Annotated in this window: 5 protein-coding genes; all 5 read right to left on the bottom strand. The window is 69.8% G+C overall.

Features of this window, described 5'->3' with window-relative positions; genetic code table 11:
• Window positions 1-506: 506 nt before the first annotated feature.
• The 5 genes from AB3X08_RS03340 to AB3X08_RS03320 all read right to left on the bottom strand — a co-directional run bounded on the left by AB3X08_RS03340 (window position 507) and on the right by AB3X08_RS03320 (window position 16,536).
• Window positions 507-2,765, bottom strand: a complete 2,259-nt coding sequence (locus tag AB3X08_RS03340) for a methyl-accepting chemotaxis protein (RefSeq protein WP_369938397.1) — start codon at window positions 2,763-2,765, stop codon at window positions 507-509.
• A gap of 193 nt (window positions 2,766-2,958) precedes the next feature.
• The gene (locus tag AB3X08_RS03335) at window positions 2,959-3,753 is read right to left on the bottom strand and encodes a lipo-like protein (protein ID WP_369936219.1); all 795 of its coding nucleotides are present in this window, start codon (window positions 3,751-3,753) and stop codon (window positions 2,959-2,961) included.
• A gap of 747 nt (window positions 3,754-4,500) precedes the next feature.
• Window positions 4,501-5,520, bottom strand: coding sequence for an OmpA family protein (locus AB3X08_RS03330; RefSeq protein ID WP_369936218.1), 1,020 nt, complete (start codon window positions 5,518-5,520; stop codon window positions 4,501-4,503).
• Between the two features lie 10 nt (window positions 5,521-5,530).
• Window positions 5,531-8,905 (bottom strand): hypothetical protein, encoded by a 3,375-nt coding sequence (locus AB3X08_RS03325; protein ID WP_369936216.1) that lies wholly within the window; start codon window positions 8,903-8,905, stop codon window positions 5,531-5,533.
• Window positions 8,902-16,536, bottom strand: a complete 7,635-nt coding sequence (locus AB3X08_RS03320) for an SdrD B-like domain-containing protein (RefSeq protein WP_369936215.1) — start codon at window positions 16,534-16,536, stop codon at window positions 8,902-8,904. Before AB3X08_RS03320 ends, AB3X08_RS03325 begins: the two co-directional genes overlap by 4 nt.
• Window positions 16,537-16,845: the final 309 nt, after the last annotated feature.

The following is a 16,845-nucleotide window of genomic DNA, read 5'->3' as shown; positions in this document are numbered from 1 at the left end:
AGAGCATGTCGATGCACTTGCGAGACGCCGACGCGCCCGCAGGTTCCGGCATCGAGACGGACGAGATGCGATGGGTAAAGACGCATTGGTCGTAGACTCGGTAGGGTTGCGGCCGTGTTTTTCATGGACGCCTTGGCATCACGGCCACTTCGTTCTCCTGTCGCGGCTGAAGCCGCTCCTACAGGAGCACGGCGCGCTTGTGTAGGAGCGGCTTCAGCCGCGACAGGAAAAAGGAACACGCCATCGCCACGCGCAGCGTGCAGCGTCAGGGATGGAGTTATTAGAGATGCCCTGAAGTCGCTCCCACACCTGGTGGCCTGGCCTTGATCGGGTTGCGCTGTAGCGCCTCGCCTCGCCTCGCTCGCGGCGTGGCATGACATCGCCGCGAGCGCACCGCGATGCCGCGCCCGCCGATAGCGGCCAACGCAGAAACGAAGACGCCGATGCACGGAGGCATCGGCGTCGTCATCGGCGATCGCGCCCGTTGCGGGCGCCGCGGCGCTGGCTCAGAACTCTTCCCACTCCGAACTTTCCACCAGCGCGCCGCCGGGCTTGCTCCGCGCCAGCGGGCGTGCAGCCGGTGCCGGCGCTTTCTTGATCGGCGCGCGTGCGGCGGCGATCGGACGGACCGCGGCCTGGGCCGCGACCGGCCTGGGCGATGCGGCCACCGGCCTGGCGGCGCCGGCAAGGCGGAACACCGCCACCGCACGGGTCAGGTCCGAGGCCTGGTCTTCCAGGCTCTTCGCCGCCGCGGTGGCTTCCTCCACCAACGCCGCGTTCTGCTGCGTGGTCTCGTCCAGCTGCATCACCGTCTTGCTGACCTGCTCGATGCCCGAACTCTGCTCGGCGCTGGCCGCGGAGATCTCGGCCATGATGTCGGTGACCCGCTTCACCGAGGTCACCACCTCGGCCATGGTGGTGCCGGCGCGCGCGACCAGGGTCGAGCCCTGCTCCACTTCCTGCACCGAGTCGGAGATCAGGGTCTTGATCTCCTTGGCCGCCGCCGCCGAGCGCTGCGCCAGCGAGCGCACTTCCGAGGCGACCACGGCGAAGCCGCGGCCCTGCTCGCCGGCGCGCGCCGCTTCCACCGCGGCGTTCAACGCCAGGATATTGGTCTGGAAGGCGATGCCGTCGATGACGCCGATGATGTCGGCGATGCGCGCGGAGGCGGCGCTGATCGAGGCCATCGTAGTGACCACGTCCTCGACCACGCGGCCGCCGCTCTCGGCCACTTCGCCGGCGCCCAGCACCAGCTGGTTGGCCTGGCGTGCGCTGTCGGCGTTCTGCTTGACCGTGGAGGTCAGCTCTTCCATCGACGCGGCGGTTTCCTCCAGGCTCGCCGCCTGCTGCTCGGTGCGTACCGACAGGTCGCTGTTGCCGCTGGCGATCTCGCCGGCTGCGGTGTTGATCGACTCGGCCGAACGCTGGATGCCTTGCACGATCGTGGTCAGCTGCTCGGCGGTACGGTTGGCGGCATCGGCCAGGTGACCGAAGGCGCCTTCGTAGCGCACGTCCACGCGCTGCGACAGATCGCCGTCGGCGATCGCGCCCATGATCCGGCCGACGTCGGCCAGGCCGCTTTCGGCCTGCCGCATCAGCCGGTTCAGCGCTTCCACCATTTCCTTGAACGCGAACTGGTAGCGCGCTTCGTCGCCGCGTGCGGAGAAATCGCCGCGTGCCGCCGCATCGGCCAGGCGCGCGATGTCGCCGTTGATCGCCGACAGATTGCCCTTCACCGCATCCAGCGCTTCATGCAGCGCGGCGCGCTGGCCCGGCAGGCGGCGCATGTCGCGACGCAGATCGCCGCGGCCGTACTCGCCCATGATCGCCATCGCCTCGATGATCGCGTCCAGGTGTTCGAACAGCGCGGTGTTCATGCCGCGCGCCAGCGTGCCGTAATCGCCGGGGAAATCCTCCGGCATGCGGTGGCTGATGTCGTCGCCCTGCTGCAACTGCACCAGGGTCTGCATCTCGCCGTTGAAGCGCTGCAACTGGGTCTGCATCTGCTGCATGCTGGTCATCAGCTGCCCGGTCTCGTCGCGCGACTCCACCTTGATGGCGTTGTCGAAACGGCCCCCGGCAATGGCCTCGGCGGTGCGCGTGGCCGCGCGCAGCGGGGTGACGATAGCGCTGGCGATCAGCCAGCACAGCCCGACCACCAGGGCGACCAGCGCGGCGCCGATCACGGTCAGGATCTTGGTGAAGCCCAGCGCCTCGACCTGGATGTCCTCGGCGTACACGCCCATCACCAGCACCCAGTTCCACTGCGGGTACAGCTTGGCGTAACTGATCTTCGGCAGCTGTTCCTTCTTGCCCGGCTTGGGCGCGCTGTAGTAGCTGAAGCCGTCGCCGCTGGTCACCGCGGTGCGGATGTCGCGGTACACGTATTCGCCGGCATCGCTCTTGTAGTCGCTCATGTCGGTGCCGACCTTGCGCTTGGGATGCATCAGGATGCGCATCTGCGGGTCGAGCATGAAGAAGTAGTCCACGCCGCCGTTGGTCTTCATGTCGGCCAGCGCCGACTTGGCCGCTTCCTGGGCCTGCGCCTCGGTGAGTTCGCCGCGCTTGGCCTTGTCGGCATAGTGCTCGATGACGCTCATGCCCATGTCGATCTGGGTCTTCACGGTCTGCTTGCGCGCATCCACCAAGTCCAGATACTGCAGGCGCGCGGCGGCGACCGCGAGCAGGATCACGCCGATGGCGAGCAGGGTGCACAGCACGACGAACTTGCGGGTCATCGGCAAGTTGGCGATGCGACGACGCAGGAAATGGACGGGATTCATAGCGATCCTGGGGCGATGCCGTTGATGTATGTCTGCTGATAGCGGCCGCAGCCGCTTCGAACTTGACGCCTGGCGACACCGCGGACTGAATACGTTGTGATGGAATTCGCGATTTGCGCCGTGCCGCCGTGAGGATCCACCTCTGTGTCGCCGCGGCGCAGCGCCGCGGCCGCTTTCATGCAACCCGTGCGACGTCGTGCTGGCGCTGCAGCGCGTCGTGGCCGGCATCGCCCTGCCAGACCAGGCGATGGAAATCGAAGCCGGATTGCAGGCGCGGCTTCACCACGTTGAAGTAGGGCGACACATCGAAGTCGCGCGGCAGATAAAGGCTGTGATGGCGGTTGTGCAGCACTTCCGCATCCTGCGCGTCGGGCACCGGCACGCTGCCGATCTCCGGCAGGATCGGGTAGCGGATGGAGCCGAAGGCCTGCGCCAGCAGCGTCGAGCAGATCGCCTTGGTCGGCTCGCCGCTGCCCAGTTCCAGGAAGCGGCGCTTCACCGACGACGGCAGCGGCGGCGTGCGGATCAGATAGCGCGCCAGGTCGAGGATGTTCTTCAGGTCGTAGCTGTTGCCGACGCGGCTGACCATGTAGTCGACCACCGCGTCGATCTCGTCGGCGCCCAGCCCCACAGGGCGGCAGATGCGCGTGTGCAGGCCGGCGAATTCGCTCAGGCCGACCAGGCGCACACCGACGTTGATGTCCACATCGCAGAACGTCGGCGCGTCTGCGTCGGCTGTCGTTCCGAGGTGATCGCCGATGTACAGCGCGGCGTGCGACCAGGTGGACTGGCTCAGGTACTTGATCGCGGTGGAGAAGCGGCTGTTGCCCTCGACCAGCAGTACGTCGCCCTTGCGCAAGGCCGCCTGCAGCAGCTGCGGCGGGCTGGTCGGCAGTTCCGAGCGGTGCCGGCGCGGCTTGGACAGGAACTTGGCCAGGTGACGACCCAGCAGGCGGGGCAAGGACAGCATGCGCGTTCCCTCATGGACGGCCCGATCCGGGCGGCGAAAAGCGGCTTCGCTTCTCCATGATGGCGGCGCTGAGGGGGAATTCTTGAGCGATGTAGGCCGGCAGTGCCTCCTCCCTGTGCGAATGCTCGCTTCTCCCCCACGGGACCATGGCCCTCTTTTTGGGGGAAGTGCCCCGCAGGGGGGGATGAGGGTACGGGTGAAGCCTCGCGTCCCCCCTCCAACTCCGCGAGTCGCTTCCGCGCCGTACCCTCACCCCAACCCCTCTCCCGGTGGGAGAGGGGCTCGGCTGTTACCTTCTCCCGTTGGGACCATGGCCCCCTTTTTGGGGGAAGGTGCCCCGAAGGGGCGGATGAGGGTACGGGCGAAGCCTCGCGCCCCCAACTCCGCGAGTCGCTTTCGCGCCGTACCCTCATCCAACCCCTTTCCCGACGGGAGAGGGGCTCGGCTGTTCCCTTCTCCCGTTGGGACCATGGCCCCCTTTTTGGGGGAAGTGCCCCGCAGGGGCGGATGAGGGTACGGGTGAAGCCTCGCGCCCCCCCCCCAACTCCGCGAGTCGCTTTCGCGCCGTACCCTCACCCCAACCCCTCTCCCGGGGGGAGAGGGGCTAGCGGCTGTTCCTTCTCTCATCGGGGAGAAGGTGCCCCGAAGGAGGCGGATGAGGTACGGGCGAAGCCTCGCGCCCCCAACTCCGCGAGTCGCTTTCGCGCCGTACCCTCACCCCAACCCCCCTCCGGGGGGAGAGGGGCTCTAGTCGCCGCGGCCGACCACCAGGCGCACTTCGACGCGGCGGTTCGGCAGCAGGCATTCCAGCAAGGCCGCACGCGGCGTCACGCCGGCGCACTGCTGCACCTGCTGGCTGTCGCCGCGGTATTCGTAGCGGATGCGGTCGGCGGCGACGCCGCGGCCGATCAGCAGTTCGCGCACGGTGCGCGCGCGGCGCTCGGACAGGCCCTGGTTGTAGTCGTGGCCGCGGCCGTCCATGCGATCGGCATGGCCGACCAGTTCCACGTTCTGCAGGGTCAGCTTCTCTTCGGCGATGCGGGCCAGCGCGCGATCCAGGCTTTCCAGCGAATAGGTGCGGATGTCCTTGTAGCCGTCGCGGTCGAACTCGAACAGCACATTCGCCACCAGCGGAATCGGCGCCGCCGCCGGCGTGTCCGCCTGCTTCGGCCCGTCGCACTGCCGTGCCAGCGCCTCGGCGTCGTTGACCAGGTCCTCGGCGATCTGGATGTAGGGCTTGGAGTGCCGCCATTGCTGCTGGTTGAATTCGTTGCCGGCATGCACCAGCTCGACCTCGCCGCAGGCCGCCGCCTGCTGCGCGCAGCTGAAGCCGGCAGTGCCGTGCAGCGCGCGCAGGCGCTGCCACAGGTCGTCGCGCAGGTACTTGGCGTCGTTGACCAGCGGCGTCTCGGTCGGGATCGTCGCGGCGCCCTGCTCCATCAGTTGCACCAGTTTCTCCGACTCGCTCAGCGCCCCTTGCGGGAACGCGCTGCGGTCGTTGCGGGTGTATTCGTGGAAGGACACGTCGAGCCAGCATTGCGCCTTGGACAGGGCGTAGTCGCGCACCGGCCGGCCGCCGTCGTTGAGCGCCTGGATGCGGTCCTGCACGGATTGGTAGCCGTGCAGGTCGGCGGCGATGGCTTCGTCGCTGATGCGGTGCTGCTGCGGCAGCAACTGGGTCTGCGCGGTGCCGGCGCCACAGGCGCCGAGCAACAGGGCGGCGGCGACAGTGCGGGACAGGACGAAGCGGGAGTGGGTCGTGGTCATCATGGATTCCTCAGCGCGCCGGGTCGCGGTAACGGACCGGATCCCGGCGGAACAGGTCTTCGTCGAATTTGAAGCGCAGGCGCAGGAACACGCCCTGCTGGGTGTACTCGTAACCGGACAGGTCGCGGTCGGCGGCGTAGCCCGACCAGTTGTAGCCGGCCGACAGCCACAGATTCTGGCGCAGCAGCCTGCCCACCTCCACGCCGTAGGCGTATTGGTTGGACCCGCTCTGGCCACGGAAGGTGGAGCCGAGCACGCCGATGTCCCAGTTCTCAGTGATGTCGTAGACCACGCGCCCGGACACCAGCACCGCGTGGAAGCGGCTGTCCACGCGGCCGCCGTCGGCATAGGCGAAACGGTCCTGCTGCCACTTGCCGGCCACATGCGCGGTCAGCCACCACGGCCGCGACGGATGCCAGTCGGCATGGGTCGAGACGATGTGCGCGCGGCTGCTGATGTCCTGGCTGCTGCCGTCCACCGCCTGCCCGTCGAGCAGGGTCAACCCACTCTCGTCGCGCTCCAGCTTGTACTCGTAGCGGGCCAGCGCGTTGATCCGGTTGGTGTCGGTATCGCGGTAGGCCACGCCCAGCTGGAAACGGTTCTGCAGCACGTCGCCGCGCGCGGCGTAGTTGGTCTGCAGCAGGTAGTTGCGGCCGAGCAGGGTCCAGTCGCGGCTGAGCTTGCGCGCCAGCATGAACTGCACCAGCGTGGTGTCGAACGCCTCGTCGGTCGCGGTCTGGGCGACGTCGCCGCTGATGCGGTATTCCACCCGCACCGAGCCGCGCCACAGCGGGTTGACGCCATAGTCCAGCGCCAGCGCCAGGCCGGTGGCATCGCCGGTGTTGCCGTCGTACACCTTCACGTGTTCGGCCGAGCTGCTCAGGCGCACGCCCTCGCGCACGTCCCAGGTGTTGCGGATGCCGGAGGCGGCCTGCACGTCGCGGCCGCTGATCGCATCGCGCATGCGGTACTCGGAGAACGCCTGGGTGTCGCGCACGTAGCTGCTGTCGATACCGAACACCAGCGCATCGGCCTCGCGGTCAGTGGTGGTGATGCCGTAGGCGCTGGTCAGGCCGGTCTGCTTCTCGTAGCGGCCGTACAGGCGGCTGCGTTCCAGCACCTGGTAATCGACGCCGGCGGCGATGCGGTTGCGGTCTTCGCCGGAGACGCTCTGCTCGTACTCGGCGCCCAGCGACAGTTTCGTACCGACGCGGTAGCCGGCGCCGATGCGCGCGCTGTCCGATTCCAGGCGGGTGCCGATCGGCAAATCGCTGGCGGTACCGGTGACGGCGCTGCTGGAGCCGATCACCGGCAGGCCGGTCAGCGGATCCAGCGGCTGCTGGCCGTAGCCGAGCGCGCCGCCGCCGGCGCCGGTGGCGAAGCCGCCGGTCAGGCCGCCGGCGTTGCCGTAGCCCAGGCCCGAGGACCACGGCGAGTACGCGCCGACGGTCTCGCGGATCGAACGCACGCCGAAGTCCAGGGTGAGCTTCTCGGTGGCGCCGACGCGCACGCCGGCACCGCCGGCATCGCGCTTGCCGCCGTCCGGATTGCGGTCCTCGCTGCGCAGGCCTTCGGCATACAGCTCCACCCGCTCGGTCAGGTGATAGTCGACCTTGGCGTTGTATTCGCCGCGCCCGCCGAACAGCGGCGAAGCCGGGTTGTTGAATGCCGGATCGGTGCGCGCGGCGAACAGGTTGGCGTCGAGCTTGTCGCCGTCGTGGCCGAATTCCACGCGCCACGCATCGCCTTCGACGCGGCCGCTGAGATCCTGCAGGCCCGGGGTGGCGACCTGGTTGATCGAGTTGGTGTTGATCTCGCTCTGGGTGCGCGCGAACTCCACCGCCATCGCGGTGTTCGGGCCGAACCGGTAGCCGGCGTTGACGCTGCCCATGCGGAATTCGGCGAACGGGTTGCGGTCGTCCACCACCGCGCCACCGACTTCCAGCGCGTCGGTCAGCCGCAGCTGGCCGTCGGCGCCATAGACCCAGAAGCGCTCGGTGCCCTGGTCGAGCTCGTAGGTGATGCGCAGCGACACCGGATTGAGGTCGCTGTCGAACGCGGCCAGGAACTGGTTGAGCAGGATGCGCCCCGAGAACGGCTCGAAGCTGTAGTCCACCAACCGCGCCAGCGGCTGCACCGAGACGATGCGCGAGGGCTGGTTGCGGTCGCGCACGACCACTTCCACCCGCTCGCTGCCTTCCAGCACCGCGTTGTTGCGCAGTGCGTACGGGCCGCTGCCCTGGCTGGCGAATTCTTCGATCACCTGGCGCAGCGAGTCCTGGATGGCGAACACGTTGGAGCGCACGCGTGCGTTCTCGTAGTGCCAGCCCAGGCCGGTCGCGGTCCGGTTGTAGGTGCCGAGGCTGCGCTGCGGCATGCTGCTGCGCGCGCCCACGCCGGTCGCGGTGGCCAGCGTGTCGCCGGTCTGGAAATCGCCGTACAGCAGATAGCTGCGGCGGTTGTCCACGCGCACGTACAGGCGTTCGGCCGAGCGCGCGTCGAAGCCGCGCAGCGAGGAGTCGCCGTACACCGGGTAGAACTCTTCCGGCTGGATGTCGCGCAGCAGGCGGGCGCGCACGTCCTTGTCCGAATCGTAGGCGGCGGTGAGCAGGTACTCGCCCTTGATCCGGCCCTTGACGAAGAACGCGGTGCGCGCGGCGGCGTTGGCCTTGCCGTTGTTGAACTGCTTTTCCCAGCGGCGGATGTCGCGTTCGAACACGTCGTCGTGGTCGACCGGCGCGATCAGCCCGCTGTTGTCGCGGCGGCCGAAATTGACCACGCCCTCGATCAGGCCGGTGGCGATCATCTCGCGCATTTCCGGCACGAAGCCGATCGTGCCTTCGGCGCTGTGGCCGCCGGCGGTGACCCGCAGCACCACGTCCTGCGGCTGGTCCGGCGCGAGCAGGTCGAACTCGGCCACGCCGTCGCGCACCGGCAGCTGCACGCCAGGGGTGACCTTATCGGCATCGGCCGCGCCCGGCCCCAGTTCGTCGGTGCGCGAGCCCGGCAGCAGGATGCGGCCGCCGGTGTGTTCGACGGTGGCGAAGTGCTCGCCCTGCAACGGCTTGCCGGCGTCGTCGAGCAGGCGCACGGTCACGTGCACCGGCGTCTGGCCGTCGGCCGGCGCGCCATCGCGGTCGACCTCCACCTGCACCTGGTCCATGCCCTGCGCGGCGTGCGCGTCGAGCGCGCCGCGCGGCGCCAGCGTCTGCGCGGCGGCATCGGCGCTGCTCGGCGTGCGCGGGTACAGCGTGCCGGCCTCGCCCAGCACCGGGGTGAAGCGGCTGCTGCCGACGGTCTGCTGGGCCAGCGCAGGCAACGCGGCCAGGGCGCAGGCGAGCAGGGTCAGCCGCGGCAGGCGGCGCGTCGTGACGGGCCGGCTCATGGCTGCACCTCCGCGGGAACGGCGACATCGGGCGGTGGCGTGCCGCGTGGCTTGACGATCGGCGCTTGCGCCGCGCTGTCGGTGGCCTGCTGCGGCGCGCGCAACGGCTTGCTGCTGAAGCGCAGCGGCGCATGGCCGGTTTCGGTTTCCGGCGCGCGCACTTCGCCTTGCGTGCGGCGTGCCTTGACCTGCTCGATCACCGGGTTGGAACAGCTGCCCTCGACGAAGTCGGCGCGATGCAGCTCGCCGTTCTTGAGATCGATGAACAGGCTGTCGGCATCGCCGAGGTTGCGGTTGCTGCTGGTGGTCAGGCGCGCGCCGACCGGCAGCGTGGACGCATCGACCTTCAGCGTGTGGCTGCGCGGCGGCAGGCCGCAGTAGCTGTACTTGCCTTCCGAATCGCTGATCACCCAGGTGCCGTCCTCGAAGTACAGGCGCACGCCGGGAATACCGAGCTCTTCGCGGTCCTGCACATGGTTGACGTTGCAGTCCACGAACACCTTGCCGAGCACGCAGCCTTCCTCGGTGAACACGCCGCCGCTGACCCGCACGCGGTACTGCGCCTGGTTGGACGGCAGCGAACCGGAACGCGGTTGCAGCGAGACCGGATCGATGCAGCCGCCGGCGATCGAGCAGCCGTGCGCCTGCGCGCGGTTGATGCCGTCGCCCTGCTGCGCACCGACGCCGATGCGCACGCGGTAGGTCAGCGCGATCTGCTGGCCGACCTGGATCGGACCGGCGCTGAAGCCCAGGGTCGGGCCCGGCTTGCCCAGCGGCTCGGCCACGGCCACGCCGTTGGCGCGCGCGGTGCCTTCGATGTAGGTGAAGCCGCGCGGCAGGCGATCGACCACGTTCACCGTCTGCAGCGGGCTGCCGGCGGTCTGGCGGATGGTGATGGTGTATTGCACGGTATCGCCCACTTCGGCGGTCTGGCGGTCGCCGGTCTTGGTGATGGCCAGGCCGGTGGCCACCGCGGTATCCAGCGGAATGTGGTTGTGCACGATGCCGGCGGTGGCCGACCCGGCGAACAGCCGCAGGTAGTACTGGGTCGCGGTGCCGACCGGACCGGTCGGCGCCAGCGCGTTGGACTGCACCTGATAGCTGCTGCCCACCGCGCCGGGCGGCGACAGCGAACCGTCTTCGGCCGGAATCAGCGTGGAGACGAAGACGTAGCCGCCCGGCGGGGTCACCGTCAGCGCGAACTCGCAACGCGCCGGCGCCGCAGGACCGAACAGGAACTGGTAGTAGCCATCGTTGCCCACGGTCATCGACACCGCGTTGCCGTCGATGCGGTAGCCGCCGGCCGCGGTGTTGAGCAGGCTGGTGGCCGGGTCGTAGCCGGCGCAGACGCCCACCGGGGCCAGGGTGACGATCGCACCGGGCACCGGGTCGCGGGTGACCGCGTCGTAGACCACGCCCGACGGATCCACCGGCAGGCTCTGCTGCGGCAGGTTCTCGCCGGCCTTGAGCACCACTTCCAGCTGGCTGACGCCGCCGTCGCTGATCCGGCACGAGCTGGTAGTGCCGTTGCCGATCGCCGCGTCGGCCGCGCACGGGGCCACGGCACCGGAAGCGGTCTCGCCGCTGACCGGGAACGCCCAGATCACTCCGGAACTCGGATCGCGGAAGCGGATGCGCCACTTCTGCCCGGGGATCACGTCGCCGAAGCGGTAGCTGCCATCGGCGGCGCTGAGCGTGGTCTTGACCACCTGACCGCTGCTCGGATCGACCAGTTCGACGATCCAGTTCTGCAGGCGGCGATCGCCGCCGTCGAGCAGGGTGTCGTCGCTGCCCACGTCGAACCACACCGTGCCCGACACCGAGGCCGCCAACTGCACCTGCGTCGGCAGGCGGCAGGCGTTCTGGGTGATTGCCGGATCGCAGACCGGCAGCTGGGTCACGTCGCCATCGAACGCGCCGCGTTCGGCCGGGGTCGGGCTGTGGGTGGCGTCTTCGCCGCCGCCCTGCACCAGCACCGCGTTGTTGACCGGGTTGCCGGTCGCCGCCGCCGCGCCGACCGCGACCTGCACCTGGATGCGCTCGCTGGCGGTCTGCCCGGGCGCGATCACCGCGCTGGCATCGCAGCTGAAGCGGTCGGCACCGATCGCGCCACTGCAGGTCCAGCCGCTGCCGGTGGGCAGCGCCGCCAGGGTCACGCCCGGCGGCAGGCGGTCCTGCACCTGGTATACGCCGGCGGTCGGGCGCGGGCCGATGTTGCGCACGCTGATGGTGTAGCGGGCGATGTTGTTGACGGTGAACTTGACCGGGTCGGCGAGCTTGCTGACGACCAGGTCCGGAGTGTTGGCGATCTCGCCGAAGTTGTTGTCGATCGACTGCGCACCCGGGGCCAGGACCACCGCGGAAATCGCCGACGGCACGGTCTCGCGCGGAGTCGCCACGCCGCGCATGGCGCCGCCGACGGTGCCGGCGGTGGTGATGCCGTTGCGGGTATCGGCGGGCTGATCGGGTTCGGTCACCGTGTAGGTGCCCGGACGCAGGTTCTCGAAACGGTAGTTGCCTTGCGCATCGGTCTGCACGCTCAGCTGCACCGCGGCGCCGAGATCGTCGGTGCCGGTCAGCACCACGCGCACGTTGGCGATGCCCGATTCGTCGCTGCCGACCACGCCGTTGTCGTCGTTGTCGTAGTACACGCGGCCGGACAGCGACGCCGCCGCCACTTCGCCGAAGTCGTAGTGCTGGCCCTGCTGGTTGGCGCCGAGCACGATGGTGGCGATCGCCGACGGCGCGGTGGTCACGCCGGTGGCGGTGCCGCCCTTGTCGCCGGGCACGGTCTTGCCGTTGAGGGTGCCGGTCGGCTGGGTCGGCTCGGTCACCGTGTAGGTGCCCGGCAGCAGGCCGAGGAAGCTGTAGTTGCCGGTCGCATCGGTCTTGGTGGTCAGGTTGACCGCCTGGCCGTTCTGGTCGGTGCCGGTCAGCACCAGCTCCACGTCGGCCAGGCCGGTCTCGGCCGGGTCGATCACGCCGTCGTTGTCGTCGTCGCGCCACACCCGTCCCTGGATCGCGCTGCCGCTGGGGTTTTCGCCGAAGTTGAACTCGGTGCCGTCCAGGCCCGCGCCCAGCTGGATCTGCGAGATGCGGTCGGTGCTCGCCGCATCCGGGCCGCCGGGCGCGGCCACCGCGGTGCCGGCCACGCAGCCGCCTGCCGCGCACGCGGCGCCGCCGATCTGGCCGGGATTGATCGCGCTGGGACGATTGCTGTACTGCCCGCTCGGCAGCGGCTCGCGCACGCTGTAGGTGAGCGTCGGATCCAGGTCGTCGAAGCGATAGGCGCCGTTGCCGTCGGTGCTGGTGGTGGCCAGCACCGCGCCGGTGACGGCATCGAGCAGTTCCACGGTGGCGCCGGCGATCGCCGGATCGCCGCCGTCGCGCACGTTGTTGAAATTCAGGTCCACGTAGACCCGGCCGGACAGGCTGGGACGACGCACTTCCGGGAAGTCGTAGCGCACGGCCGTGTCGTTCGCGCCGACCGGGATCGTGGTGTAGCTGGAGTTGGGGCTGCCGGCGGCATAGGTGCCGCCCAGCGACGGCGCGCTGGCGCCGGCGGCCGGCGGATCCACCGGGCCATTGCGGTAGCCGCTGGGCTGGGTCTGGGTCAGCGTGTAGCCGCCCGCGCCGGCCGCGGCCAGGTTGTCGAAGCTGTAGCTGCCGTCGGCCGCGGTGGTGGTGCTGCGGTTGACCGCGTTGCCGTAGGCATCGGTGCCGCTCAGCACGATGGTCACGCCGGCGATGCCGGGTTCGCCGTTCTGGCGCACGCCGCCGTTGCCGCCGGCACGGTCGCGGTCTTCGAACACGGCACCGGCCAGCGACGCGCGGGTGACCAGGATCGGCACGGTAGAGGTGTTGTTGGCGGGAACGCGATCGACCTGCTCGGTGGCGATGGTCGCGGTGTTGTTGATCGCCGACGCGCCCGGATAGGTGTCCCAGCGCACCGGCACCACGATGCGCAGCTTGCCGCTGACGGTGACGTCGCCGAGGTTGCAGGTCAGCGTGGCCGAGGCCTGGGTGCAGGTGCCGGTGCCGTTGGGCACTTCGCCGCCACCGCCGCCCGGAATCGGGCCCTTCTTCTGCCAGGTCACCTGGCCCACGACCACCAGTCCGGCGGGCAGCGTGTCGCTGACCACGGTGCCGGTGCCGTTGAGCGGGCTGCTGCCGCTGCGGTCGCGCGACAGGCTGGCGCCCGGACCGTTGTTGATGCCGTCGATCACGTAGAAGAACGGCTGGCGCAGGCCCACCGAGGTGGCATTGGCCGGCAGCGCCGCATCCGGATCGGCATCGGGCGTGGTGGTGACCACGTGCTTGCTCACGCCCACGTCGGCGGAGGCGCGGATCGTGGTCTCCTGGCTGGCGCCGTTGTTGGCGGTATTGCTGTCGGTTTCGGCGGACGTGGCCTGGGCCAGGTTGCTGACCGTGTCGCCGGCCGCGCCGGGCGGGGTGTCGTAGCGGTAGCGCAGGTACAGCGTGCTGGTCTGGCCGGACGCGATCACGCCGGCGACGTTGTTGCTGAAGCCGATGCCGGGCATCAGGCAGTTCAGCACCTGCACCGCGCCCACCGTCGGGTTGCTGCCGGACGTCACCGCACAGGCGGCCGGATCGAAGCTGCCGGTGGGGGTGGCCGAGGCGCCGATGAAGGTGACGGTGCGGCCGGCCGGCGGGGTGAAGGTGTCGGCCAGGCGCACGTCGGTGGCGACCGACGGGCCGTTGTTGCGGATGGTGACGCGGTAGGTGATCAGGTTCGCCGCGGCATTGGTCGCGTCGAAGCCGAGCGGATCCACGCCGCCGGTGAAGCCGGTGTCCACCTTGTTGGTGATCAGGTCGACCTGGCCGGCCTCGAACGGCAGCTGCGCGCTCTTGCTGTCGTCGCTGGTGTCGGTGTTGAAGTCGTAGGTGTTGCCGTCGCTGTCGGTGCCGGCAGTGGCATCGCCGACGCCGTCGCCATCGAGATCGATCACGAAGTCGGCGACGTTGTCGAACTGGCGGCCGGTGTTGCCGCTGTTGACGTTGGGCCGGATCACCACCTGCAGGGTTTCGGTCTGCTGGTTGGTCATCGAGGGCAGCGCCGGGCACTGCACGGTGACCTGCGCCGGCGACCCGGTCGGGTTGGCGTAGGAGTTGCCGCCGGCGGTGGCGGTCACGGTGACCCCGGCGCCGGGGGTCGCGGTGCAGGTGCGGGTGCCGGCGCCGGTGCGCTGCGCGGACACCAGCACGAAGCCGGTGTCGTTGGCCGGCAGGGTGAACACGTCGCGGAAGATCACCCCGGGCACCGTCGACGGGCCCTGGTTGAGGTAGGACATCACGTAGGTGGTGTTGACGCCGGCGCGGCCGGGCGTGCCCGAGGAAATGGTCTTGGCGGTGGTGGCGACGTTGGCCACGCGCGCGATGCGGATCCAGTCCGAGGCCTGGTTGTTGTTGCCGTTGAGCTCGCCCACCGACCCGGCCACGGCCGCATCGATGCCGACCCCGGCGGTATTGCAGAACGCGCCGCTGATGGCGGTGCCGCCGCAGGTGCCGGCGGGCTGGTTGAAGCTGTCGAACAGCGCGCGCTTGACCTGGATGACGATCTGCGCGGTGGCGCCGTTGGCCAGCGCGGTGGTGCCGGAGCGGCACACCACCGAGGCGCCGTTGATGGCGCAATTCCAGCCGGCCGGGGTGGTGGTCACGCTGATCTGGGTGCGGCCGCTGACGAAGCCGGGCACGGTGTCGTTGACCACCACGCCGGTGGTGCTGTCCGGGCCGTTGTTGGTCACGGTCAGGGTGTAGCTGAGCGTGTCCTGGTTGGCCGCCAGCACGTTGTCGGCGGTGCCGACGCCATTGGTCTGCTTGGCGATGGACAGGTCGGCGCGCTCGTCGGTGGTGCGGGTGCCCGCGCCGGAGCAGTCGTTGCTGGTGACCGGGTCGCGGTCGATGCCGTTGCCGGTCAGCGGTTCGATCGAGCCGCCCGAGCCACCGGTACAGGCGTTGTTGAGCAGGTTGGCCGACGAGCTGCGTGCGCGCGTCAACAACTGCAGGTTGGGCGCCTGCGCACCCACCGCCAACGGCAGCGAGCCCGCGCCGAGGTCGCAGGTCACGTGCTGCACGCCGCCACCGCTGTAGGCCTGGTCCACGGCACAGGTCCACGCGCCGCTGGCGAAGGGCACGCCAGGCTGCGCCACGCTGCCGTCCGGCTGCAGCAGTTCTTCGCCGCTGGCCAGCGTGTCCACCACCTGCACCTGGCCGGTGGCCGGGCGCGGGCCCATGTTGCGCACCACGATGGTGCTGGTCATGCGGCTGTCCAGATCGCTGCCGATGCCGCTCCACACCGGTACCAGCGCCGGGGTCTTGGTCTTCTGCAGCGACAGGTCGGCGCCGTCGGCGAGCACGGTGAAGGTGGTGCTGCCGGTGTTGTCGACGTTGTTGGCATCGGGCGTATCGGAGCTGGCGGTGGCGCTGTTGGTGACGTCGCCGCTGCTGTTGGTGCCGGACGCCGGCACCGTACTCTCGATGGTGAAATCGGCCACGGCGCCGACCGCCAGACTGCCGTTCAACGCGCAGGTGCGGGTGGCGTTGCCGTTGCTGTTGGTGCAGGTCCAGCCGGCCGGCACGGTGCCGCCGGTGACCAGGAAGCCGGTGGGCAGGTTGTCCACGAAGCGCGGGTTGAGCGCGGCGCTGGGACCCTGGTTGCGCACCTGGATGTTGAAGGTGACCGGCTGACCGGAGATCGCCGGCGAGGGGGTGACGCTCTTGCTCAGCGCCAGGTCGGCGCCGGCGGTGACCGTGGTGGTCACGCTGCCGGTGTTGTTGTCGGGCAACGGATCAGGCGTGCTGCCGGCCTCCACCCGCGCGGTGTTGACGATGTTGCCGCTGGCCGCGGTGACGCGCGCGCGGAAGGTGAAGCTGCTGCTGCCGCCGTTGGCCAGCGCGCCGGCATGGGTGGCGGTCATGCTGCCGCTGTTGAAGGTCCAGCCGCTGCCGCTGAAGCTGTTGGCCACGTACTGCACCGCGGCCGGCAAGGTGTCGACCACCGTGAAGCCGGCCGAGGCGCTGGGCCCGGCGTTGCGCACGGTGACGGTATAGGTGACCTCGGCGCCGGCGACGACCGGGTTCGGCGTGGCGGTCTTCTCCACGCTCAGGTCGCCCGCCGATTCCAGCGTGGTCGCTTCCAGGCGGCGGTTGTTGGCCGCGTTGGTGTCGCCGGCGAAGAACGGATCGGCATCGGCCAGCGATGCGATCGGCGTGCTCGCCGCGGGCAGGCCGCTTTCCACGCCGATCGCGCCGCGGATCTCGATCGTGCCCGGGGCCAGGCCGACCGTGCTCACCGGCAACTGGAAGGTCACCGGCGCGCCGTTGGAAGAGAAGGTGCCGACCAGCGTGCCGACCCGGCATTCGATGCGCTGCGGGTTGCCGGCGGCAACGCTGCAGTAGGACGGCAACGGCGAGCCTGCCCGCGCGCCTGTGGGCAGGTCGAACACCACCACCGCGTTGTTGACCGTATCGGCGGCACTGTTCTCGACGGTGACGCTGTAGACCACGCTGCCGCCGGCCGGCGTCGGATCGTAGCCGGTGTCGGACAGGTTGGTGATCTGCAGATCCGCGGCCGCGGCCAGCGCAGGCGCGGCCGACAGCAGGACGGCCATCAGCAACCGCAGGCGTCGCCCCGACGACGCCGTGGTCCGGTGGTGTTCGCAGGCGGCACGCGCCCACGCCCGCAGTGCAGCCGCACGGCTGCCGCGCATCAGATGATCCATGTGCCTCTCTCTCCCCAAGCATCCAAGCCGGACCCACGAACCGGCGCCCCAGGCCTAGGCCGTGCGGGGCGCGCTGACGATCGGGATCGGTACCCACTCCGAACGCGCAGGCGAGGCCTGCCGGTGTGGTGGCGCGGATTCTGCGCAGGGGCGCGCAGGCAGTCAGTAGCAGCAGTTCGCGCTCGCTCTCACTTCCTC

This window comes from Xanthomonas sp. DAR 34887 (assembly GCF_041245805.1).
Lineage (GTDB): Bacteria > Pseudomonadota > Gammaproteobacteria > Xanthomonadales > Xanthomonadaceae > Xanthomonas_A > Xanthomonas_A tesorieronis.
The sequence above is the reverse complement of the archived record's forward strand: the minus strand, read 5'-3'. Positions and strand labels throughout refer to the sequence as shown.

Excerpts from the sequence above, each read along its gene's own strand:
- AB3X08_RS03320 (WP_369936215.1), bottom strand. The coding sequence starts at position 16,536 with ATGGCCGTCCTGCTGTCGGCCGCGCCTGCGCTGGCCGCGGCCGCGGAT.
- AB3X08_RS03325 (WP_369936216.1), bottom strand. The coding sequence starts at position 8,905 with ATGAGCCGGCCCGTCACGACGCGCCGCCTGCCGCGGCTGACCCTGCTC.
- AB3X08_RS03330 (WP_369936218.1), bottom strand. The coding sequence starts at position 5,520 with ATGACCACGACCCACTCCCGCTTCGTCCTGTCCCGCACTGTCGCCGCC.
- AB3X08_RS03335 (WP_369936219.1), bottom strand. The coding sequence starts at position 3,753 with ATGCTGTCCTTGCCCCGCCTGCTGGGTCGTCACCTGGCCAAGTTCCTG.